Consider the following 20008-nt stretch of genomic DNA (forward strand, 5'->3'; position numbering starts at 1 on the left):
CCGTTTGTAATGCTTAAGGAATGATGTCGATGCCCATCGAGCGGGCGGTGCCGGCGATGATCTTCTTCGCGGCTTCGATATCGTTCGCGTTCAGGTCCGGGGTCTTGGTCTCGGCGATCGTGCGGAGCTGCTCCTGCGTGATCTTCGCGACCTTGGTCTTGTTGGGCGTGCCGCTTCCGCTCGGGATTCCGGCGGCCTTCTTCAGAAGGTCGGCGGCGGGCGGGGTCTTGGTCACAAAGGTGAAGCTGCGATCTTCGTAGATCGTGATTTCCACCGGAACGATCGAGCCGATCATCGGGGCGGTTTTCTCATTGTAGCCCTTGATGAACTCCATCATGTTGATGCCGTAGCCGCCGAGCGCGGGGCCGACGGGCGGCGCGGGGGTCGCTTTTCCCGCGTTGATCTGGAGCTTGACAACTCCGACGACTTTCTTTGCCATGTTACTGTGTCCTCTGTGCTAACTTACGACTGCGGTGACTGCTTTTCGAGCCCTCACCCGGCCCTTCGGGCCACCCTCTCCCAATTCTAGGAGCGGGTTAAGATTTGGATCAATGATCCAAAAACTCAAAAACTCTGACTCCCCCTCTCCCAGAATTGGAAGAGGGGCGGCGGGTGAGGGCCTTCCTACGAAATCTTTTCGATCTGGCTGAATTCCAGCTCGACGGGCGTATCGCGTCCGAAAATCGAGATCAGAACCTTGACCTTGTCCTTGGGCGCGTTGATCTCCTGGATCGATCCGGTGAAGTCCGCGAACGGACCGGACATCACGCGAACGGCCTGACCAAGCGACCATGCGGGACGGATCAGCGGCCGTGTCTCGGACTCGGCGAGCGCGCTGCGGATGGCCGCGATCTCGCTGTTCTTCACCGGGGTCGGCTTGGCGTCGCCGACAAATCCAATGACGCCCGTGGTGCTCTTGACGAGGTACCAGGTGTTGTCATCCAGGATCATCTCAATAAAGACATATCCCGGGAAGACCTTTCGATCGATCTCGCTCTTTTTTCCGGCGCGGACACGGGTCTCTTTTTCCGTCGGGACCAGGATCTCGTAGACCTTGCCCTTCAGGCCCATCGTATCGGCGCGGCGCTCGATGTTGGTCTTAACCTTCTTCTCGTGTCCGGAGTACGTGTGGACGGCGTACCAGTGCTTCAGCATAACGTCTCTTTACTTCCTCAGGCTCTCGTATGGCGCCGGACAAACTGTACTATCGCGATGCGCCGGTAAACAGCGGGTTCAGAACCAGGGTCAGCACGGCGTCGAGCGCCCCCACCCAGATCGCCACCGCGAACACCAGCGCCAAAACCACCGTGGTGGATTTGATCAGCACTTCGCGTGTCGGCCAGGAGGTCTTTTGCAGCTCGATCCAGGCTTCCTGGAAGAACTGCTGGGGACTGACCGGCTTCCGGCTCGCCATCGCGGCGGCGCGCTTTTTCGCGTCGGCGATGGTGGGGTTAGTCGACGCGACAGGCTTTTTCGGCCCACTCGGCGTCGGCTGGTTCTTGTTCGGTGTATCCGCCATTTGAGAAACCGTCCTCGCATGCCCTCGGGCCGTCTTCGGCCGTCAGGCAAAAAAATGAACAGGGGGTGCGCCCCTGTTCGTCATCTGGGAGATAATTTAGCATATCCAAGACGGCTTTGTCAAGTTTATGGGGATTTATTTTCCATGGCGTGATACGCTTTCTGATGCGCGACCTCGTCTTCGTAAGGCTCCATATGGATGATCGGATGCAGATTCGGCAGCGCGTCGCGCATCTGATCTTCGAGATCTTCGGTCAGACGATGCGCTTCGACAAATGTGTGCGTATCGGCGATCATGACATGGACGTCGGCGTGGCGGTGCGAGCCCGACTTGCGCGTACGCAGCTTATGGAAGTCCAGCACTTCTTTATTCGAGCGCAGTACGTTCTCCAGGATCGCCACTTCCGTCGGCGGCAGCACGCGGTCCGAAAGCGTGAACACGGCGTCCCGCGCGAGCGAGTAACCGACATAAAGGATCAGGAAGGCGACCCCAAGGGCCGCCAGCGAGTCCCACTGCGCAAATCCGGTCAGACGCACCAGCGCCAGCCCGGCGACGACTCCGATCGAGGTCACCACGTCAGTCTTCAAATGATGCCCGTCCGCCGTCAGCGCCGGCGAGTCGAGATCGCGGCCGCGACGAAGCAGATACTGAGAAACCGTGAAGTTCACCACGGCGCTCACGGCCATCGTTCCCAGCGCCCAGTTGAGATGCTGAAGCGGCTGAGGGCGGATCAATTGGCGAACGGCTTGCCAGATGGCGTAGCATCCGCCGGTCAGGATCAGAGTCGCCGTGGCGATGCCCGAAAGGTTTTCGATCTTGCCGTGGCCGTACGCATGCGTTTCGTCCGGAGGCTCGTCCGAGACCCGTACGGAGAGATAAACGATCAGCGAACCGACCAAGTCCGCGCCGGAATTGACGATCTCCGCCAGCACGCCGACGCTTCCGGTCAGCGCGCCGACAACGATCTTCATGAGCAGCAGACCGGTGTTGGAGGCGACGGCCCATCGCGCCGCATCGCGCTTGCCCTTGGCGACGTCGCTTGGGTTGTTGGAAATCGTTGAAGTCATGGGTCGAGCTCGGAAGCGGAAAATCCTTGGGATTTATTTCTTGCTGGGAATCAGCGACGTCTTCGTCGCCGGACTATTATAGCCGACAAGCTCCATATATGCGCTCCCAAACACAGGAACGCGCGTCCCATTCTCCAGCCGCCGGGCGCCGCTGACCGCGCAGCTTCCCTCCCAAATGCTTCCCCCGGGCCCTAAAATCGGGATCTCCTGGGCCTGGATGTCTCCCTGGATCTTCAGATGCAGCTTCTGCTCCGGAAAGTCCACCGTCCACGCCGTGGGATATTTCACTCCCGTCGCCGGGCTCACCCAGGATGACGCCGGATCCGGTTTGAACGCGATCTTCTTCGTCACGATCTGTCGGCCGTTGTGATCGATAAAGGTCGCTAGCGGGAAGAAGATCTTGCCCGTCGCCAGATCCCGCTGACGCCAGAACAAGATATCCGTACCATCGGTCAGCTGTACGCCCCACCAATCCCATCCATCGTTCTGCGCTACCCAGGAGTTCCCCCACTGGTGATCCATCCATCCCTGCCCCGCCGTGATCTTCTCCGCGCCCGCTCCGGTATCCATCGTTCCCGCCACGCCGCAGCGCGTCAGCGAGAAGTAATACATATCCGTCGGCGTGCGCAGTCCCGTTTCGCCCTTGCCGCCCACCGCCATCGCCGGCCGCTGCGCCGACAGCGTCAGATCGATCTTGTCCGAACCGCCGGCATTGAGCGTCACATGCACCGACGTGTTGTCGTCCGAAACCGAGCTCAGCGTATTGTCCTTCCCGTACTCCAGGCGAAACGGCTTCGTCTGCGCCACCGCCGGCGACGGGATCTGAATATGCGGCGCCGGCAGACGCCCCGCGCCCAGCGCCTTCATCATCGCGACCGCCGACTTATCCTTGGGATGCGCCAGCGCCAGCAGCGGCGCGACCTGCTTCAGATACATCGTCATATTCGTATCGGCCAGCGAATACGCCCGCTGCGTCTTGCGGTCCAAGTCCGTCACCGAATAGATCAAATAGTGCGCGCGCGGCTGCGGCGACACCCCATCCAGAATCGACACTCCGTTCCCAAACCGAAAAAACGACCCCACCAGCGCCAAACGCCGCCCCTTCTCTGTCGTCACATGCGCGTTCACATACCACCACTCCACATTCACCTGTGAATGCGGCGCGATGGGAAACGGCGCGGCCTTTGGAGCCGCTGTCGCGGGGGCGACGGTCACGACCGGCGCCGCCAGGAGGCAGGCGGCAAGCATCCAAGATTTCAGTCGCATGAGAGAATCGTACTTTCTAAATGACAGAAACGAGCTATATAGTGAGATTATACCCAGCAGTCGAGATGGCGCTATGAGATGACGCCAAAGAGGTTTCGCGTCACTCACAAACACAAAAAAGCGGGCGCCGGTAGCCGGCGCCCGCCGATATTTTGTTTTTTATGGAATGCCGGTCGTACGGACTATACCGTGCGGCGGCCCGTAATCAGGTTGTAGACGAACATGATGACGGCGATCACGAGGATCAAGTGGATCAGAGATCCGCCGACATGCAGCAGGAAGCTAATCAGCCAGATGGCGACGAGAATGCTAGCGATTGTGTAAATCAAGCCCATGGATTTATCTCCTAATTGTGTAAAACGTTCATCCTTGACGGCTATCCATCATTGATGAGTATTTACCCGGCAAGCATGGGCGGGAAACATGGGATGGAATTTATTTTGCGTAGGTCAGAACAAAGTCGATAAGAGAGAGTTAGGTAAAAAAATGGGAGAACAAATGGAGATATTAGAATTGCTGGATTGGGAGCGACGGATGGTGGTTTATCCGGGCGTGACCCGGTTTTCAGAAGAAGGCGTGATTAAGGATCTTTACGAAGACGGGAAAAGCGGCGAGATCGTTTACTCCTCCTGCACCGAGGGTGAAGTCGATTCCATGATTCGCCGGCAAATCCTGGCCGCGCAACGTGGGCGCTATGATCTGGAATGGAAAGTGTATGGACACGATCAACCCCACTGCCTGGGAGAACGCCTGACGGCGGCGGGGTTTGAAGCGGGCGCACGGGAGAAGTTTATGGTTTTTCTCGCAAGCGAAAACGCGCTGAGCCATTTAGGAGTTTGCGACGACGATATTCGTAAGGTGACGAACGCGGCGGATCTCGGAGATTATCGGAGCATTCTGGAGGAAGTTCGCGGCGAGAGCTGCGACAAGGAGATGACGCAATATGGAGTTATGCTGGACAGTCACCCAAATTATATGAGTATTTATGTCGCTTATGTGGAGGGAGAGCCAGCCGCCTGTGGACGCGTCTATTTTCACGAGGACAGCAAGTTTGCGGCGCTCTATGGCGGAAACACGCGGGAGCGATTTCGGGGCCGGGGATTGTTCACTCGCGTGGTTGCGGCGCGTATTCGGGAAGCGCTCAGCCGGGGAGTGAGGAATGTTTGTGTCGATGCGCTGCCGACATCCGAGCCGATCCTGAGAAAGCGCGGATTTGAAATCCTGACCAGCACGCAGCCGTTTTTCTTTACGGCGACAGAATGAACCCGGCAGCCGCTTGCGCCTTGACACCTTCCTCTCTTTCGGGCTATCATAAAGGCTCCATGCGGATACTAGTGACTAACGACGATGGCGTGCAGGCGGATGGGATCTTTGCTCTCAAAACCGCGCTTGCGCGGGAGAATGATGTGACTGTCGCGGCGCCCGAGCGGCAGCAGAGCGCGACGGGGCATGCGATCACCCTGCACAAACCGCTGCGCTTGACCGCGACCAAGATGCGCGACGGCGGCTCGGCCTGGATGTCCAACGGCACTCCTTCCGACTGCGCCACGCTCGGATTGCTCGAAGCGATGGGCGGATCGGCCGATATGGTCGTGTCCGGCATCAACCATGGTCCGAACCTGGGCTGGGATGTCCATTACTCTGGAACCGTCTCCGCCGCGATTGAAGCAACCGTGATGGGCGCGCCCTCCTTCGCCGTCTCCGTCGCCACCTTTGAGGCGGAGGTGCACTGGGACGCCGCCGCGAACTTTGCCGCCAAACTCGCCCATTGGCTCACGCGCCATCCCCTTCCGCCGAACACGATTTTAAACGTCAATGTCCCCAACTTGCCCGAGCGCGAGATCCGCGGGGTCGCCGTGACCACGCAGGGCCGCCGGCAGTATGTCGACCGGATCGAGAAACGGATGGACCCAATCGGGCGTCCGTATTACTGGCTCGGCGGATCGCTGGCCGAGGAGGCGCTTGGCGCAGAGGCGGGGACGGACGTGCGGGCGGTGGCGGACGGATGGATCTCCGTGACGCCGATCCACCTCGACATGACCGCCTACTCCCTGATGCCGATGCTGCAGGATCTGACCGCCTAGCTAGCCGTCAGGTCCGATAACCCTCCAGCGCCATCGTCACCCAAGTTTTGACAACAGCCGTTAGCAAAACCTTGACAATGACCGTCCAAGGTCCCGAGAGAACATTCATGACAGACGCAAATCAGGCGCCGCAAGACGCGCACGAAAGAACAGACAATCGCCCAATCGTCGCCAAGTTCGGCGGCTCCTCCGTCGCGGACGCCGGCCAGGTCCGCAAAATCGCCGCCATCGTGCGCGCCAACCCCGCCCGGCGCTACGTCGTGGTGTCCGCCCCCGGCAAACGCAGCGGCAGCGATAAGAAAATCACCGATCTCCTCTACCTTTGCCATTCATTGGGAGAACAGGGCCTCGACGCTTCCGCCCCATTCGCGGTCATCAAAGACCGGTATCTAGGTCTCGCCGAGGAGCTTGGCGTGCCGGGCGCCTGGGAGTGGCTGCGCGATATCCAGCAGCACATCGCGGATGGCGCGGACAAAGACTGGGTCGCCTCGCGCGGCGAATATCTGAGCGCGCGCATCATCGCGGCTTATTTGGACGCGGAGTTCGTGGACGCGATTGAAGGCATCAGCTTCGGCGCCGATGGGCGCCTGCACGGCGCCGAAACTTACACACGGATGGGTTCGCGCCTCGGCGCGGTGCCCAAAGACAAAGTCGCCGTCATCCCCGGCTTTTACGGCCAGGATGTCAAGGGGCGGATTCGCTGCTTCTCGCGCGGCGGATCGGATGTCACCGGCGCGATCGTCGCCCGCGCCGTCCACGCCTCGGTCTACGAAAACTGGACCGATGTCTCCGGCATGCTGATGGCCGATCCGCGCCTCGTCCCCAACCCCAAGCCGATCCAAGAGATTACCTACCGCGAACAGCGCGAACTGTCCTATATGGGCGCCACCGTGCTTCATGACGAAGCGGTCTTCCCGGTGCGTGAGGCGGGCATCCCGATCCATATCAAGAACACAAACCAGCCGGAAGACGACGGCACGCGCATCGTCACCACGCGCGACTCGGCGAACACGGCGATCGTCGGCATCGCCGGCCGGCGCGGCTTCACGATCATCCTCACCGAGAAGGCGATGATGAACCAGGAGCGCGGCTATGGACGCAAAGTGCTGGAGATTCTGGAAGCCAATGGCATCTCCTACGAGCACTCCCCCACCAGCATCGATACGCTTTCGGTGATCGTGACTGATGAAGAGCTGAACGGCAAGGAGTCCGAGGTCGTCACGGAGATCCGCCGGATCGTCCAGCCGGACCGCATCGAAGTGGAGCGAGACATCGCAATGCTGGCGATTGTCGGGCAGGGCATGGTGCACCGAATCGGCATCGCGGCGAAGGTCTTCATGGCGCTGGCGAGCGCGGAGGTCAATATCCGCCTGATCAACCAGGGGTCCAGCGAGCTGAACATTATCATCGGCGTCTCGGATTCGGATTACGAGCGGGCTTTGCGCGCGATCTACGACGTCTTCGCCGAGGAATCATGAACGACAACCCGCCCGCTTCCATCGTTGTGGGCGCCAGCAGCGGCATCGGCCGATCACTTGCGCTCGCGCTGGCGCGAGATCGTCAGCGCGTCGCCTTGATCGGTCGCCATCAAGAGTCGCTGGACCGCGTGGCCGGAGAAGTCCGCGCGTTCGGCGGCGAAGCGCTGGTCGCGGTTTCGGACGTCCGCGAGCCGGAGACGATCGAGCACGCGCTGGAGGCGATCGCCGCCCAGTGGCCGCAGCCGCAGACGGTTTATCTTTCCTCGGGCATCGCTCTTCCCGTCGATTTGGAGTACTTTCACGCCGGCCCATTAGAGCAGATCGTCCAGACCAACCTGCTCGGAGTGGCGCACTGGCTGGAGGCGCTGCACCCACGCCTGCGCGGCACGGGCTCCACGGTCGTGGTGATCAGCAGTCTGAGCGCCGACCGCGCCTTCCCCGGCGGCGGCGCGGCTTACTCCGCCAGCAAAGCCGCCGTTTCCCAGCTCTGCGACGGTCTGCGCGCCCCCTGGTCCCGCCAGGGCGTCCGCCTCGTCACCGTCTCGCCCGGCTTTATCCGCACGCCGATGACCGACGGCATGGCCTCCCTGCCGTTAGTGATGGAGCCGGAAGACGCCGCCAAAGTCATACTTCGCGGCGTGGCGAACGGGAAGACCATCATCCGCTTCCCAACCGCCGCCGCCGTGACGATGGGTTTAGTAAGACTGCTGCCGGCGGTAATTCTGGATAAGTTTTACCGGCCGTAGGGAGGCCCTCACCCCCCGGCCTCCTCTCCCAATTCTGGGAGAGGGGGAGTCAGAGTTTTAGTGATAAGATCTTTTGGATCAAAGATCCAAATCTTACTCCTAACCCTCTCCTAAGATTGAGAGAGGGTGGCCCGAAGGGCCGGGTGAGGGCCTTTCTTCGCTCCATGCAACTTTTCACCTCGAAATCTCGTCTAACTAGCCATACTCCAGAAGACCGCAGTAGAAAAAGAGGATTGTTCTCATGCAGTTTCGCCGTACCCATTTCCATTCCGCGCTGATCGCCGTAAGCGTCGCCGTTCTCGCGCCGGTCGCGCACGCGGATCAGAAGATCGTCGCCACCACGACCGTGGACGGTCCCCAGCTTCGCGTCATGATGACGCAGATGTCTCCCGATCAGCGCGCCGCTATGAGCAAATACGGCATGGGCGGGCCGATCAACAGCACCGCATATGTCAGCGGCAAGAAGATTCGGACGGATACGAACGGCTCGTCCGTCCTGCTCGATTCCGTCGCCAAGACCCTGACGACGCTGAGCCGCGAAAGCCACACATACACAACGCGTCCATACGATCCCGCGAAAGCCCAGGCGGCCAGCGCCGGAACTTCCGCGACGATCACTCCGGCCGGCGACAGCAAGAAACTTCTGGGGCATGTCGCTCGTCACTACAAGCTGACGATCACGACCACGTCCGGCCCGATGGCCGGCACGCCGATCCATGGCGAGGTGTGGGCGGCCCCAGATCTCCCGCAGCCTCCCAGCCTGCCGATGCCGGGACCGGCCGGCGTACTCCAGAGCCAGCTCAAAAAGATCAAAGGCTTTCCGCTGCTCACGGTCATCGCGATCCCCAACAGTCCCACCGGACCGATCACCGTCAAAACGGTGATCAACTCCGTGTCCAGCGCGACGCTGCCCGCCTCGACCTTCGCCATTCCGGCGGGCTATAAGAAAAGCGCGCCCGGTGCCGGCGTCGGCATGCCGGGAATGCCCGGCATGTAGGCCCTCACCCCCCGGCCCCCTCTCCCAAAATTGGGAGAGGGGGAGTCAGAGGGAGTGAGAGTTTAAGTCATAAGACCTTTTGGATCTTTGATCCAAATTTTGAGCCCTCACCCAAATACCGGTTTTTCCGTTCTCCTCTCTCGTTTCTCCCAGCCCGCTCCGATAGTGAATTCAGATAGCGATTTTTGCGTTCACTTTCAAAGGAGCCCCCATGACACTCGGACTGCCGTCACTTGACTGGCGGCGCATGCGCGCCGCTGCGTTTGCCTGCGCGTGCGTCGCCCTCCTGGCGCGGTCCGCCGACGCCGCCAGTCCGAACATGGATGCGGCGGTCAGTTTGTGCGCGATGAGCGACTCTGGAGCGTCGGCGACGGCGCCGGCGGGATGGACGCTGACCGCGAACGCATCGGGCGAGAATATCCATCTGCGCAGCGCCGACGGACTGGCCGGCGCGGAGTGGGGCCTCGCGTCCTTGGTCGATCCGGTCCATGACGATCGCGGCGACGGCGACACGGACGCCGATGTCGAAGCAAAAACGTTACTGGCTCGATCCCTGCGCGCCTTGGGCGACAGCGCCGCGCCCATGACCGAGGCGGCGCGCAGTTACTCCAGTTACGTCACCGGCTGCCCGTTTGAAACGCCCACGCATCGCGGCGTCGTCTTTTATCATCAGTATCAGTGGGACGAAAACCAGAGCGTTGTTTCGTATTACATCGCCTGGACGGACAAAGACCGCTGGAGCGCCTCGGGGTTTGTCGCCGCCAACGTCGCCCTCTCCATTCGCGCATCGCTGCGGCCCTGCCCGCACAATCCGTTCTGGGCGGAAGGCAAGCAGGAGGAAGCCGAAGAGGGCCTGCAACTCGCTCGCGAGGCGTACAACCACAATACGCATGTCGTGTGTCTTCTCTCAAAAACGCCGGACCATGCGTATATGCTCACGATCGATAACAAACGGAAGCCGCTGTGTCAGAAGAGCGGCGGACCTCAAATCGCCATGAGCAGCGAATAGCGCGCCGCTCCCGTAAGAAATTATTCGCCCCGCAGCCGCGCTGACGGCCATATCGTCAGCGCGCGTACTCCTACCCTTCAAGCAGCCATCATTTTCGCCGCAGTAATATGTAAATTCCTTATTGACGTATAATTACTATGAAAGTCGGGTAATTTTGAGGAATAATACTTGTTAAGTTAAGATCGGCGCGTCCCCATCTTACCGCAACGCGCAACGATGGAGAAGGACGTGAAAAACGTTCGTAGATAATGCCTTTACTTGAAGACGCAAATGGTTATGACTGCCTGATTGGCGGCGGGGAAATGGGCGCGCGGATGCGCGCGCTGGATTGGTCGACAACTCCGATAGGGCCGGTTCGTGATTGGCCGCAAAGCCTGCGCACGGCGGTCAGCATCTGCCTCGGCTCGGGGCACCCGATCGAGATCTGGTGGGGTCCCGAATACGTCCGATTCTACAATGACGCTTATCGGCCCATTCTCGGCTCGCGGAAACATCCGCAGTTTCTCGGCAGACCGGGCCGGGAGTGCTGGTCGGAAATCTGGGATGAGATCAGTCCGATGCTGGACGGCGTCCGCGAAACAGGCGTCGCGACGTATTCCGAGAACTTCCCGCTCATGGTCGTCCGCGACGGATATGTCGAGGAAACATACTTTACCTTTTCCTACGGGCCGCTTCGCGACGAATCCGGCGGCGTCGGCGGCATCTTCTGCGCCTGCCGGGAGACCACCGGCGAAGTGCTGCGCGCGCGCCGGCATGGAACGCTGCGCGAATTGACGGTCCATGCGCCTTCGGCTCAGGACGCTATCGAAGCCAGTCTTCAGGTGCTCACGAATAATCCCGCCGATATTCCCTTTGCTCTTGTGTATTTGATGGACAACGAGCGTCGCGCGCGGCTCGCCGGCTCGGCCTGGGCGCTTCCTGGCTCGTCCGCCGCCCCGAAGATCATCGACTTGCTTGAGGAATCGGCGAAGACATGGCCGATCGCGCAGGCGATGTCCGGCCCCCTTCTCGTCGAAAACCTGTCGGAACGTTTTGAATCCCTGCCGGCTTCCATGTGGCCGGAGAGTCCGCGCTCGGCGCTGATCCAGCCGATCGCCGTCGCCGGGGACGGATCGCTGCATGGCTTTGTGATTATCGGCGTCAACCCCCGTCATGAGCTGGACGCCGACTATCAAGAGTTTTTGGCAATGGCGGTGCGCCATATCGGCGCCGCGATCGAAGCGGGCCGGCTCCAGCAGCGCGAGCACGCCATCGCCACGCAGCTTCAGGCAGCCCTGCAGCCGGAGCTTCCCGGATCCACTCCCGGACTGCGCCTTGCCGACCATTATCACCCGGCGCTGAACGAAGCCGAAATCGGGGGCGATTTTTACGACGTGTTTTCCACCGATAAAGGCGTGACCTATCTGGTCGTGGGCGATCTGTCCGGAAAAGGTCTCGCGGCGGCCTCGCAAGTCGCGACCGTGCGCAATATGCTGCGGTTTGCCCTGTATAACGGGGCGACAACGGCGAACGCCATCTCGACGCTCAACGACACCATCGCCGACCACAACCTGCTGACGGGGTTCGCCACGCTGTTCGTGGGGCAGTACGACGCCGGCGCGCGCCGGCTCACCTATGTGAACTGCGGTCAAGAGCCGGGCCTTCTGCGGCGCGCGAACCAGGGCGCGATTGAGGAGCTGGCCCCCACCGGCCCCGTGCTCGGCGCCCATTCGCAGGCGGACATCCGTGAGGTTTCCACCTCGGTTTCCGCCGGAGATACGCTGGCGATCTTCACGGACGGCCTTACCGAGGTGGGCGTTCGGCGGACGGCCCTGCTGGGCCTCACGGGAGTCAAGGACCTGCTTGCGGCCGCGCCGCACGACGACCCGGCGGCGATCGCCGCGCGCATCATCGCCGGCGTCGAATCCTATGCGCTCGATGGCGTTCGCGACGATCAATGCTTGCTCATCGGCGTGATCGACGGCGCAAGATAACCAATTCTCGGGCGACTCATTCGTAATTTGAGGCTCTGCCAATAAAGTATTTGAACGGCGTCTTAACTCTCTTCTGAGCGAAAGCCTAACGCTCCTTCCGAGCGGTTTCCAGCATATCGGCCGCGAGTTTGGAGATGGCGACTTCGTGATAGCCGACGACGCCGGTGCGCAGGGTGTCCGAGATGGGCTCGGACCATTTGTTGGGGATCGCATCGAAGCCGTGTTTGACGCCCCAGAGCGAGCCGCAGGTGGCGCCGTTACAGTCCGTGTCGAAGCCAGCCATCACGGCGCGCGTGATCGTCTTCTCGAAATCGTCTTCGCCGTAGAGCAGGCCCAGTGCGACAATCTGGGCGTTGGAGTTCGTGTGGCACCAGTCGTGCGGGTTCGTTTCGTTCCACTGCTTATGGATGGCCGCAACGGCGCCATCGTAATTCACGCCCTCGGCGTACAATGTCAAGATCCCTTCTATGTCCTCACGCAGACGGCAGAGCGCGGGGATCTGCGCCAAGCCAGTCCGGATAACTTTCACCCAATCGTTTTCGACATAAGCGGCGGCCAGCATCGCGGCGACCCACATCTCGCCGTAGATCCCGTTCTTGATGTGGCTGATCGAGGCGTCGCGCCACGCCCATTCGGCGGCGCGCGTCGGGTTGCCGGGGTTGGCGTAGCCGAAGTAGTCAGCGCGGATCTGCGCGCCGATCCACTCGCGGTAGGGGTTGCGCGCGGTCGCCGATTGCGGCGGCAGAACATTGACAACGAAGTTGCGGTAGGCGATGCGCTCGGCGGTGCAGGTGTGCAGGATCGGAACGTTCTGGCACCAGTAGACGGCGACATCGAGCGGCTGGAAATCCTTGCCGAACTCACGCACGATGCTGTAGCCAATTGTCGTGTAGTTAGTGTCGTCATCCTCAACCATCCCATGCATCGTACCGCGCAGCATCGGCGCATGCCAGGAATGAAGCCGATGTTTGGGAGACTGGGTCTCGATCGCCGCATCCTCGGCTTCCGTTGGCTTTCGGAGATAATCTGTCAGCGGCCAATTGCCCGTCGCTTCCGCCGTCACCCGAATGCTGGCGACATCCCAGCCTTCCACAGGCTTACCGAGCATACATCCGATGGTGCGACCGAGCAGCGCGCCGTGCAGCCGCCGCTCCCACTCCAGATCCGAGCCGCTCCACAACGGAAGGTCAACGGAAGCAGGACGGCTTTGCCGAATGCCATCCAGATCGCTCGGCTCCTCATACTGATAATCCGCACGGAACGGAAGCGTCTGAACACGGTCGATGAGATCGCCCACGCGCTGCATCCACTCCCTGCCGCGTGCGCCGCCGACAGCGTTACGCCATTCCGGACCCGTTCGCGGCGTCGCGATCAGCGCCTGAAATTCCTGTTCGACGCTGGCGAGGCTCCTTCCCTCTTCTCGCGCCTGTCGATACTCGGTCTCGATGTCGCAGCCGTCCAGCCACACGGCGCGCTTGGCCCACTGATCCAGCAGCGTTTCTTGAATATCCGCCATGTTGATCCTTGCCTCCATTTCTGATGTGAGGGCATTATCGCACGCGGATCGCGCAGTGTCTTTCGTTGTTTGGCCAAATTCTTTCGGTATAATGCACTAATGAAGGGGAATTTGCCGTCGGAGGCGCCGTTTTACTCGTTTGGGATCCACACCGGGTCAGACCATTTCTCGGCGCCGGCGCACGCGCACCGGCACAACGAAATCGAGTTGATCTTTGTGCGTGGCGGCGGGATGACCTTTGTCTTTGGGGGAAAGCGGCTGCGTTTGGAGCAGGGCCAGTGCGCGGCGTTCTGGGCGGTGGTTCCGCATCTCGCCTACCAGTGTGACGAACCAACGATGCTTTACTGGATGAAAGTTCCGCTCCAGCATTTTCTTGAGTGGCGGCTGCCCGAGGAGTTCGCGCGGATGCTGCTGCGCGGCCGCTTCCTCCTCGATCCCAATCCCCTCCCGGAAGCGGTCTCGATCGCTCAATTCGAGGACTGGAGCGCCCGCCTCGCGCACGACACGCTGGAAGATCGCAAAATCGTCCTGCTGGAAGTGGAAGCGCGCCTGCGCAAGCTGGCGATGAACGTGCTCGAAGATCGCCCAGCGCCAAGTTCGCCGGCGCACGCGCACCGAGAGCATTCGGAAGTCAGTCATGCGGATCTCATGATGCGGCACATCGCGACGCACTATCAAGAACCGCTCACTGTCGCCGATGTCGCCGCCGCCGCCAACCTCCAGCCCGGCTACGCCATGCGATTATTCCGCGCCCACTTCGGCGCCAGCATCGTGGGATACCTCCACGAACACCGCATCGCTCATGCCCAGCGCATGCTGGTCACCACCGACGCCACCGTGCTTGACATTCTGCTCGACGCCGGCTTCAACTCCGTGACGCAGTTTTACGAGATCTTCAAGCGCTCATGCGGGACGACGCCGGTGCAATATCGAAATGCGATGCAGTTGTGAACGAGGGAAATGGAAATTGGACACAGGACGGATATGCAGACGCGCTTAGGCATTTAATTTGTGGAGTGGTTAGACGCAAAAAAAGCGAGAGCCGATTGGCTCTCGCTTTAAATTCTTTCGTTCAATTTTGCGAACGTGAATATACTATATCACGCTTCCAGCAGAATGTCAATCCATACGAAAATCCATGGGCCGCCGGGATAGCAGGGAATTTCGATAATCATTGACGATATCCTTGGTCATTACGCAATTTTTGCGAGTAGATAACACTTGAAACCGACAACAGTATATCTCATATTTGCCTCAAAAAATTCACTATTTGATCAGCACATGGTCGATAATTCCGTAGTCGACGCCCTCTTGTGCGGACATCCAGTAGTCTCGGTCCACATCGCGGGAGATGTCGCTGAATGAACGATGGCAGTTGTCGGCCAAGATCTGCGTCAGTTTTTCCTTGAAGCCGAGGATCAGCTTGATCTGGATCTCGGCGTCGGAGGGCGTGCCGCTGAATCCGGCGCTGCCCTGGTGGATCATGATGCGTGAATTGGGCAGCGCCGTGCGTTTCCCCTGCGTTCCGCCGGACAGCAGCACCGCGCCCATGGACGCCGCCATGCCGACACATGTGGTGGCGACATCAGGCTTGATGTGCTGCATAGTGTCATAGATGGCAAGTCCGGCCATCACATCCCCGCCCGGAGAGTTGATGTAGACTTCGATATCCTTATCCGGATCTTCTTTTTCCAGAAAAAGAAGCTGGGCCATGATGACATTCGCCATCGACGGGCGCACTTCTTCGCCGATGAAGACGATCCGGTCCTTCATCAGCCGTGACCAGAGATCGTAAGCCCGCTCGCCGCGCGGGCTCTGCTCCACTACCGTCGGAATCCAAGTCATCGATTGCTCCTTCCTTTTGTCGCCAGAAACGTTACGCGCGGCGCGCTCGTCGCGAGCACCACCCGATTTCGATGCGAAGACAGACGCATGCCGCGCCGCCCTTCCCCCGCCGCCAGCACCTGCGGCAGCGCCCGCGTGACGACATGGCCCCACGACCACGCCGCCGACATCGCCGCGCCCACAGCCTCGGTGTGCTCCAGATGGACGCGCGTGCCGCCGACTTCGGTCGGCTCCAGCGTCCATGTCACCACGGATTCCGGCTCATCCTCCGCCCGCCACTTATAGGATAACCGCCGCTCGCGCTCAGCGTCGATCACCTCGCCCCGCACGCGCCTACGCCCCATTTCAAACTGAAAGCGAAAGCCCATGCGCGGTTCGAAGTCGCCGGGAAGGAACCAGCGGGCGAGCGCCTTGGGGTCCGTCAGCGCCTTCCAGACGCGGTCCGGAGATTGGGGATATTCGGCGTCGAAGCTCAAAGCCGGCTCCATCGTATGTTCCGTCGCCCCGATCTCGTCAGTCACTCTTGGTTTCATCTTCCGCCTCCAGAAAATCGCCCAGCGCGTGCAGTTTGCCCGCCCAAAACGGCTCGTACGCCTGTAACCACGCCGACACCGGCCGCAGCGGCAGCGGATTGAGCTGATACAATCGCTCCCGCCCCAAACTGCGCACCGTGACCAGCTCCACATCTCTTAAGACACGCATATGCTGCGAAATGGCTGACAAAGTCACCTCGAAGTGCGCGGCCAATTCCGAAACCGGCAATTCTCCACGACGGAGGATCTCCAGAATCGAACGGCGGGTCGGGTCGGCGATGGCGTAAAAGACATCCGTGTTGGATTGAGCGCGGCTCATGGGAAGAGTATACTTTAGCAATTGCTAAAATGTCAAGAATTATTTTTGCGATGTCCTTGTGAAATATAGGTCAAACGTCCTATGTCCGGGATTCCTGAAGCGCCGTATACCTATCTGTATCGCCTCCAGAAAGGAAGGAGCTTTGGAGACCCCACAACTACAGCAGGACAGCGCGGCTTGGCGCTTCTTCGTGCAAGTCGCATTTTTGATCTCGCTCGGCCTGATGAGCCTCGGCATCTGGGAACTGCCCGTCAACCTGTGGATTCGCGGCTTCCTCGGAATGGGTCTGTTTTTTACGGTAAGCTCGACAATCGTACTGACCAAAACGATGCGGGATGAGCATGAGGCGCAGAAATTGATCAAATGCCTCACGAACGCCAAAACGGAGAAGATGCTGCACGACTATGAAATCAAGCCATAAATTGTCTTGCAGTCTCGTCGCTCAAGGAGATGGAGGCGTCGGAGCGGCGACCTCGGTATAGCCGATCGGAAGCTGGAAAAGGGAGTCGGCCAGCGCGGTCTGCGCGACGGAAGCGACCTCCGTGGTCATCGTCACCGACTCCTGTACGCCCTGCGGGGACGTGCGCGTGAACGCGATCCGGCTGCCGAGCGGGATTTCCCTGGTCTTTTTCAGTCTCTCGGCCAGAGGCTTGAACGCGAATGTCTCACCGGAGATCGGCGCATAGACCGCCGGCAGCAGGCTCGCTTTCTTGGCGCTGGGGAGCTTGACGCTGTCGGCGAGCCAGTATTCGCCGGACACCTGCACGGGCGCGATATGGACGCGCGAAGCCGGCGCGCCGCGATCATCGCCGCCAGGGCCGTCTCCTCCCCCGGGATAGCCGCCGCCACCGCCGCCAGGGAATCCGCCGCCACCGCCGGGGAAGCCGCCACCGCCACCGCCAGGAAATCCACCGCCCCCGCCACGTCGGCGACGGCCTCCGCCGCCCCCAGATCCGCCGCGCGATCCGCCGCCGGTCCGTTCCGGGGTCACGGTGACGGCCCCGCTCACCAAAAACACTTTGGCGGTGTTTCCGGAAACCGTTCGGGTATCCGTTCCCGGGGAAAGGTCGATGTCGCCGTCGACCTTCATCGTGATCGCGGGGTTTTGCGGAGCGGCCGCCTTTGGCTGCAAGATATCGTCAAACGATTCGACGTAGTAGGTCTTCTGTGACGGATCAAGCGTGTAGATCTTCCCCTCGCCGCCGTGATACAGGGTCACAAGGCCGCCGGAAATCTCCGTTCGGGCATTGTCGTTTTTGTAATAAGTCGTCACGGATTCGGAAACCGGGGGAACGGGTTCGGAGGGGGCGCCGGCCGGCGCTCCCTCATTGCCGCCGGCCGGGGCCGACGCGGAGTGAAATGTGATCACCGGGGACTGGGAAGACGGCAGAACCGCGTGCGCCACCGTCACTTTCGAAATGATCGTGACATCGGCGCAGGCGGCTCCGGCGATAAGAGAGGCGCCCAGGACAGAAACGGACGCGGTCAAAATACGGTTCATGGATGCTCCCGCCAATTGGTGCTGAAGTTATGTGGATGCCCACGAGCGACAGTTTGGCGGAAGAAGATGAATAATTTCTGAACGCAACTACTTTTCGAGGGAGAGCGGATCCGAACCCAGCTTCACCAGCGCTTCTTCCAGCACCGTGCGGTATCGGTCCCCGACCCCATCCGACTTCGACGGCTCGCCTTCGGCGCCGAGCAGAAGCTGGATCGGCGCGGCGGCTTCGGCGACTTGCAGGTCGGCGCAGGCTTTGGCGCTGACAAGCTGGAGCCAGCGGTCGGAGGAGGCGAGGAGGCGCAGGAGCGCGCGGCGCAGGGTGGCGCGCTGCGGGGCGCCCAGTGTGGCGTCCAGCGTTTCGAGCTGCTGATGCAGCCCCCAGAACTCCTCGGCGTACGCCTGGCGATTGAGCAGGGCGAAGGTTTCGCGCAGCTCGGCGAGCAGATCGGCGTCATCGCCGTCGGCGGGGCGCGGGGTAAGGGCGGCCTCCAAAACGGCGCCGTCCACCAGCGGCGTACGCAGCGCGGCCTGCTTGCGCCGGTCGACGCGCCATTTGGACCAGACACGGGCGGCAAACGTCAGCCCTAAAAACACTCCAGTATTGATGAACGCCTGAGCGCCTAATGCGGGCACGAACTCTCCTTGGGAACGCCGTAACGCGTGTCAAATTCCTGCAAACGCCGGCGAACCATGAACGGGATCGGGGCGCGCAGGGCGAATGGGGAGGCGAAGTTGACTTTGAGGATCAAATCGTTGGTGGTCGCCATATGGCGAGCGTACGCGTCGCGGGCCTGAGCGCGGCGCGCTTCGTATTCCGGAGCGCCCTGGAGCGACGGCTCGGCCGCCTCCCATCGCGCAAGGCTGGCCAGCGCGGCGGCGCGGGACGCCTCGACTTCCTTCTCCAGAATCACCCACATCGGCAGCACCTTGTTGTGCCGGAGCAGCCGATTGACGGCGCCCATGCCCGGCGGCTCGAAGGGATTGACGCTCAAATCGAGGGGCTGGCCGCGCCCCGGAAGGTTGTCGAACAGTCCTTCCTCCATCGCATCCTGGATTTTACGCTCGGCGATACCGGCGGTCCAGTCAGGGTTGTCGGCGAGATCGTCAGCAGAAACCATATCCTGCTCCTTTCTGACAATAATTATACCCGTAACCTTCTTCACGGCCCTACAAGCGACCATGGAACCTCTGGAGTGGGTATAACGTCTAAGAAGCAATAATCAAGATCTTTGATCCTATGGAAGGGTGTTAACAATATGAACAAGCAAGAACTGGAAATGCATGAATCGCGCCGGCGTTTCCTGCGGCGCGCCGCCTGGACGGGCGCAGGTCTGATAATCGCCCCCACGCTTCTGGTCCCCCAGCCCGCCGAAGCCGGCGGCCTATTTTCGCAGCCCAGCCCCGCCGACCAGAAGAAGGTTGGAGATCAGGCGGCGAAGGAAGTTTTGCAGAAGTACAAAGAGATCTTCGACGGACGCGCCAAGCACTTCGACGTGCTCGGCCAGCGCCTCGTCGCGGCCCTCTCGCCGGAGGAGCGCAAAACCTGGAACTATCGGTTCCACGTTCTGGACAGCAAGGAAGTGAACGCCTTCGCGCTGCCCGGCGGCGATATGTTTATGTTCACGGGCCTTTACGAGAAACTGAACACGGATGACGCCCTCGCGGCGGTCACGGGCCACGAAATGACCCACGTCCGCAAGCAGCACTGGGCGAAAGCGTACGCGAAAGCGCAGCAGCGTGACACCCTGCTGGCTCTGGGCCTGGCGATCTTCCACGCGGGACAGGGCGCGCAGACGATCGCGCAGCTGGCGGACAGCGCCATCTCCAATAAGTTCTCACGCGGCGAAGAGGACGAAGCCGACGCCGGCGGCCTGCAAAACATGGTGGACGCCGGTTACAACCCGCAGGGCATGATCCAGCTCTTCCAGGAACTGCAAAAAGTCAGCGGTAACGGCGGCTCCATCGGCGGCGACTTCCTCTCCGACCACCCACTGACATCCGCGCGCATCGACCACACCAAACAGCGCATCGCCGCCCTCAAGCGCGAGAGCGACTTCCCAGCGCTCACGCCGCTGGATTATAATTCGCTGAAGTAAGGCAAAGGCCCTCACCCCCGGCCCCCTCTCCCAAAGTTGGGAGAGGGGGCGCCAGAGAT

At 60.8% G+C, this 20008-nt stretch carries 23 protein-coding genes; 10 read left to right on the top strand and 13 right to left on the bottom strand.

The genetic code is table 11. The features are described 5' to 3' along the window. Positions 1-13: 13 nt before the first annotated feature. The 6 genes from rplK to D5261_RS26865 form a co-directional block, all read right to left on the bottom strand. Positions 14-439: a 50S ribosomal protein L11 gene (gene rplK / locus D5261_RS26840; RefSeq protein ID WP_119319080.1), complete on the bottom strand. Its 426-nt coding sequence runs from the start codon at positions 437-439 to the stop codon at positions 14-16. A gap of 185 nt (positions 440-624) precedes the next feature. Next, positions 625-1155 (bottom strand): transcription termination/antitermination protein NusG, encoded by a 531-nt coding sequence (nusG, locus tag D5261_RS26845; protein WP_119319079.1) that lies wholly within the window; start codon positions 1153-1155, stop codon positions 625-627. Positions 1156-1204: 49 nt separating this feature from the next. Beyond that, a complete protein-coding gene (gene secE / locus D5261_RS26850) occupies positions 1205-1519 on the bottom strand; it encodes a preprotein translocase subunit SecE (protein WP_119319078.1) in 315 nt (104 codons plus the stop codon). A 125-nt stretch (positions 1520-1644) separates the two neighbouring features. Continuing rightward, positions 1645-2586, bottom strand: a complete 942-nt coding sequence (locus D5261_RS26855; protein WP_119319077.1) for a cation diffusion facilitator family transporter — start codon at positions 2584-2586, stop codon at positions 1645-1647. A gap of 33 nt (positions 2587-2619) precedes the next feature. Next, positions 2620-3852 (bottom strand): lipocalin-like domain-containing protein, encoded by a 1233-nt coding sequence (locus tag D5261_RS26860; RefSeq protein WP_119319076.1) that lies wholly within the window; start codon positions 3850-3852, stop codon positions 2620-2622. Between the two features lie 182 nt (positions 3853-4034). After that, complete coding sequence (locus tag D5261_RS26865; RefSeq protein WP_218025454.1) at positions 4035-4187, bottom strand: lmo0937 family membrane protein; 153 nt, start codon at positions 4185-4187, stop codon at positions 4035-4037. Positions 4188-4350: 163 nt separating this feature from the next. Here D5261_RS26865 and D5261_RS26870 point away from each other — a divergent pair, with 163 nt between their 5' ends. From D5261_RS26870 to D5261_RS26900, 7 genes are all read left to right on the top strand, one after another. Beyond that, entirely contained in the window at positions 4351-5115 is a 765-nt protein-coding gene (locus tag D5261_RS26870; RefSeq protein ID WP_165863868.1) for a GNAT family N-acetyltransferase, read from the top strand. 59 nt (positions 5116-5174) lie between these two features. Beyond that, positions 5175-5936, top strand: coding sequence for a 5'/3'-nucleotidase SurE (surE, locus tag D5261_RS26875; RefSeq protein ID WP_119319074.1), 762 nt, complete (start codon positions 5175-5177; stop codon positions 5934-5936). A 107-nt stretch (positions 5937-6043) separates the two neighbouring features. Continuing rightward, on the top strand, positions 6044-7414 hold the full coding sequence (locus D5261_RS26880; RefSeq protein ID WP_119319073.1) for an aspartate kinase: 1371 nt from the start codon (positions 6044-6046) through the stop codon (positions 7412-7414). After that, positions 7411-8160 (top strand): SDR family NAD(P)-dependent oxidoreductase, encoded by a 750-nt coding sequence (locus D5261_RS26885; RefSeq protein WP_119319072.1) that lies wholly within the window; start codon positions 7411-7413, stop codon positions 8158-8160. Before D5261_RS26880 ends, D5261_RS26885 begins: the two co-directional genes overlap by 4 nt. A gap of 241 nt (positions 8161-8401) precedes the next feature. Then, the gene (locus D5261_RS26890) at positions 8402-9157 is read left to right on the top strand and encodes a DUF4412 domain-containing protein (protein WP_119319071.1); all 756 of its coding nucleotides are present in this window, start codon (positions 8402-8404) and stop codon (positions 9155-9157) included. 211 nt (positions 9158-9368) lie between these two features. Then, positions 9369-10166: a hypothetical protein gene (locus D5261_RS26895; protein ID WP_119319070.1), complete on the top strand. Its 798-nt coding sequence runs from the start codon at positions 9369-9371 to the stop codon at positions 10164-10166. Positions 10167-10414: 248 nt separating this feature from the next. Next, positions 10415-12139: a SpoIIE family protein phosphatase gene (locus D5261_RS26900; protein WP_119319069.1), complete on the top strand. Its 1725-nt coding sequence runs from the start codon at positions 10415-10417 to the stop codon at positions 12137-12139. Positions 12140-12224: 85 nt separating this feature from the next. Here D5261_RS26900 and D5261_RS26905 read toward each other — a convergent pair whose 3' ends face one another. Next, positions 12225-13655, bottom strand: a complete 1431-nt coding sequence (locus D5261_RS26905) for an ADP-ribosylglycohydrolase family protein (protein WP_165863867.1) — start codon at positions 13653-13655, stop codon at positions 12225-12227. Positions 13656-13754: 99 nt separating this feature from the next. Between D5261_RS26905 and D5261_RS26910 the strand changes: the two genes are divergently transcribed. Next, the gene (locus D5261_RS26910) at positions 13755-14606 is read left to right on the top strand and encodes a helix-turn-helix domain-containing protein (RefSeq protein WP_119319067.1); all 852 of its coding nucleotides are present in this window, start codon (positions 13755-13757) and stop codon (positions 14604-14606) included. Positions 14607-14921: 315 nt separating this feature from the next. Here D5261_RS26910 and D5261_RS26915 read toward each other — a convergent pair whose 3' ends face one another. Genes D5261_RS26915 through D5261_RS26925 form a run of 3 tightly spaced genes read right to left on the bottom strand, consistent with a single transcriptional unit; the run spans position 14922 to position 16352 of the window. After that, positions 14922-15500, bottom strand: coding sequence for an ATP-dependent Clp protease proteolytic subunit (locus D5261_RS26915; RefSeq protein WP_245992441.1), 579 nt, complete (start codon positions 15498-15500; stop codon positions 14922-14924). Next, positions 15497-16021 carry an SRPBCC family protein gene (locus D5261_RS26920; RefSeq protein ID WP_301002269.1) on the bottom strand — a complete coding sequence of 175 codons (525 nt, stop codon included), beginning with the start codon at positions 16019-16021 and terminating at the stop codon, positions 15497-15499. The genes D5261_RS26915 and D5261_RS26920 overlap by 4 nt, the downstream gene beginning before the upstream one ends. Beyond that, positions 16014-16352 carry an ArsR/SmtB family transcription factor gene (locus D5261_RS26925; protein WP_119319064.1) on the bottom strand — a complete coding sequence of 113 codons (339 nt, stop codon included), beginning with the start codon at positions 16350-16352 and terminating at the stop codon, positions 16014-16016. The genes D5261_RS26920 and D5261_RS26925 overlap by 8 nt, the downstream gene beginning before the upstream one ends. A 142-nt stretch (positions 16353-16494) precedes the next feature. Between D5261_RS26925 and D5261_RS26930 the strand changes: the two genes are divergently transcribed. Beyond that, positions 16495-16773: a YiaA/YiaB family inner membrane protein gene (locus D5261_RS26930; protein ID WP_119319063.1), complete on the top strand. Its 279-nt coding sequence runs from the start codon at positions 16495-16497 to the stop codon at positions 16771-16773. Positions 16774-16794: 21 nt separating this feature from the next. Here the strand turns inward: D5261_RS26930 and D5261_RS26935 are convergent, their stop codons facing one another. The 3 genes from D5261_RS26935 to D5261_RS26945 form a co-directional block, all read right to left on the bottom strand. After that, a complete protein-coding gene (locus tag D5261_RS26935; protein ID WP_165863852.1) occupies positions 16795-17853 on the bottom strand; it encodes a hypothetical protein in 1059 nt (352 codons plus the stop codon). A gap of 87 nt (positions 17854-17940) precedes the next feature. Next, positions 17941-18486 carry a hypothetical protein gene (locus tag D5261_RS26940; protein WP_119319062.1) on the bottom strand — a complete coding sequence of 182 codons (546 nt, stop codon included), beginning with the start codon at positions 18484-18486 and terminating at the stop codon, positions 17941-17943. Further along, the gene (locus D5261_RS26945; RefSeq protein ID WP_165863866.1) at positions 18474-18971 is read right to left on the bottom strand and encodes a DnaJ family domain-containing protein; all 498 of its coding nucleotides are present in this window, start codon (positions 18969-18971) and stop codon (positions 18474-18476) included. The genes D5261_RS26940 and D5261_RS26945 overlap by 13 nt, the downstream gene beginning before the upstream one ends. Positions 18972-19109: 138 nt before the next feature. On the opposite strand from D5261_RS26945, the gene D5261_RS26950 reads away from it, so the two are divergent. Continuing rightward, positions 19110-19949 (top strand): M48 family metalloprotease, encoded by an 840-nt coding sequence (locus tag D5261_RS26950; RefSeq protein WP_119319060.1) that lies wholly within the window; start codon positions 19110-19112, stop codon positions 19947-19949. Positions 19950-20008: the final 59 nt, after the last annotated feature.

The sequence above is a fragment of the Capsulimonas corticalis genome (genome assembly GCF_003574315.2).
Taxonomy (GTDB): Bacteria; Armatimonadota; Armatimonadia; order Armatimonadales; family Capsulimonadaceae; genus Capsulimonas; species Capsulimonas corticalis.

Bases quoted from the DNA above. Each gene is read 5' to 3' on its own strand.
- rplK (WP_119319080.1), bottom strand. From the start codon at position 439: ATGGCAAAGAAAGTCGTCGGAGTTGTCAAGCTCCAGATCAACGCGGGA.
- nusG (WP_119319079.1), bottom strand. From the start codon at position 1,155: ATGCTGAAGCACTGGTACGCCGTCCACACGTACTCCGGACACGAGAAG.
- secE (WP_119319078.1), bottom strand. From the start codon at position 1,519: ATGGCGGATACACCGAACAAGAACCAGCCGACGCCGAGTGGGCCGAAA.
- D5261_RS26855 (WP_119319077.1), bottom strand. From the start codon at position 2,586: ATGACTTCAACGATTTCCAACAACCCAAGCGACGTCGCCAAGGGCAAG.
- D5261_RS26860 (WP_119319076.1), bottom strand. From the start codon at position 3,852: ATGCGACTGAAATCTTGGATGCTTGCCGCCTGCCTCCTGGCGGCGCCG.
- D5261_RS26865 (WP_218025454.1), bottom strand. From the start codon at position 4,187: ATGGGCTTGATTTACACAATCGCTAGCATTCTCGTCGCCATCTGGCTG.
- D5261_RS26870 (WP_165863868.1), top strand. From the start codon at position 4,351: ATGGAGATATTAGAATTGCTGGATTGGGAGCGACGGATGGTGGTTTAT.
- surE (WP_119319074.1), top strand. From the start codon at position 5,175: ATGCGGATACTAGTGACTAACGACGATGGCGTGCAGGCGGATGGGATC.
- D5261_RS26880 (WP_119319073.1), top strand. From the start codon at position 6,044: ATGACAGACGCAAATCAGGCGCCGCAAGACGCGCACGAAAGAACAGAC.
- D5261_RS26885 (WP_119319072.1), top strand. From the start codon at position 7,411: ATGAACGACAACCCGCCCGCTTCCATCGTTGTGGGCGCCAGCAGCGGC.
- D5261_RS26890 (WP_119319071.1), top strand. From the start codon at position 8,402: ATGCAGTTTCGCCGTACCCATTTCCATTCCGCGCTGATCGCCGTAAGC.
- D5261_RS26895 (WP_119319070.1), top strand. From the start codon at position 9,369: ATGACACTCGGACTGCCGTCACTTGACTGGCGGCGCATGCGCGCCGCT.
- D5261_RS26900 (WP_119319069.1), top strand. From the start codon at position 10,415: ATGCCTTTACTTGAAGACGCAAATGGTTATGACTGCCTGATTGGCGGC.
- D5261_RS26905 (WP_165863867.1), bottom strand. From the start codon at position 13,655: ATGGCGGATATTCAAGAAACGCTGCTGGATCAGTGGGCCAAGCGCGCC.
- D5261_RS26910 (WP_119319067.1), top strand. From the start codon at position 13,755: ATGAAGGGGAATTTGCCGTCGGAGGCGCCGTTTTACTCGTTTGGGATC.
- D5261_RS26915 (WP_245992441.1), bottom strand. From the start codon at position 15,500: ATGACTTGGATTCCGACGGTAGTGGAGCAGAGCCCGCGCGGCGAGCGG.
- D5261_RS26925 (WP_119319064.1), bottom strand. From the start codon at position 16,352: ATGAGCCGCGCTCAATCCAACACGGATGTCTTTTACGCCATCGCCGAC.
- D5261_RS26935 (WP_165863852.1), bottom strand. From the start codon at position 17,853: ATGAACCGTATTTTGACCGCGTCCGTTTCTGTCCTGGGCGCCTCTCTT.
- D5261_RS26945 (WP_165863866.1), bottom strand. From the start codon at position 18,971: ATGGTTTCTGCTGACGATCTCGCCGACAACCCTGACTGGACCGCCGGT.
- D5261_RS26950 (WP_119319060.1), top strand. From the start codon at position 19,110: ATGAACAAGCAAGAACTGGAAATGCATGAATCGCGCCGGCGTTTCCTG.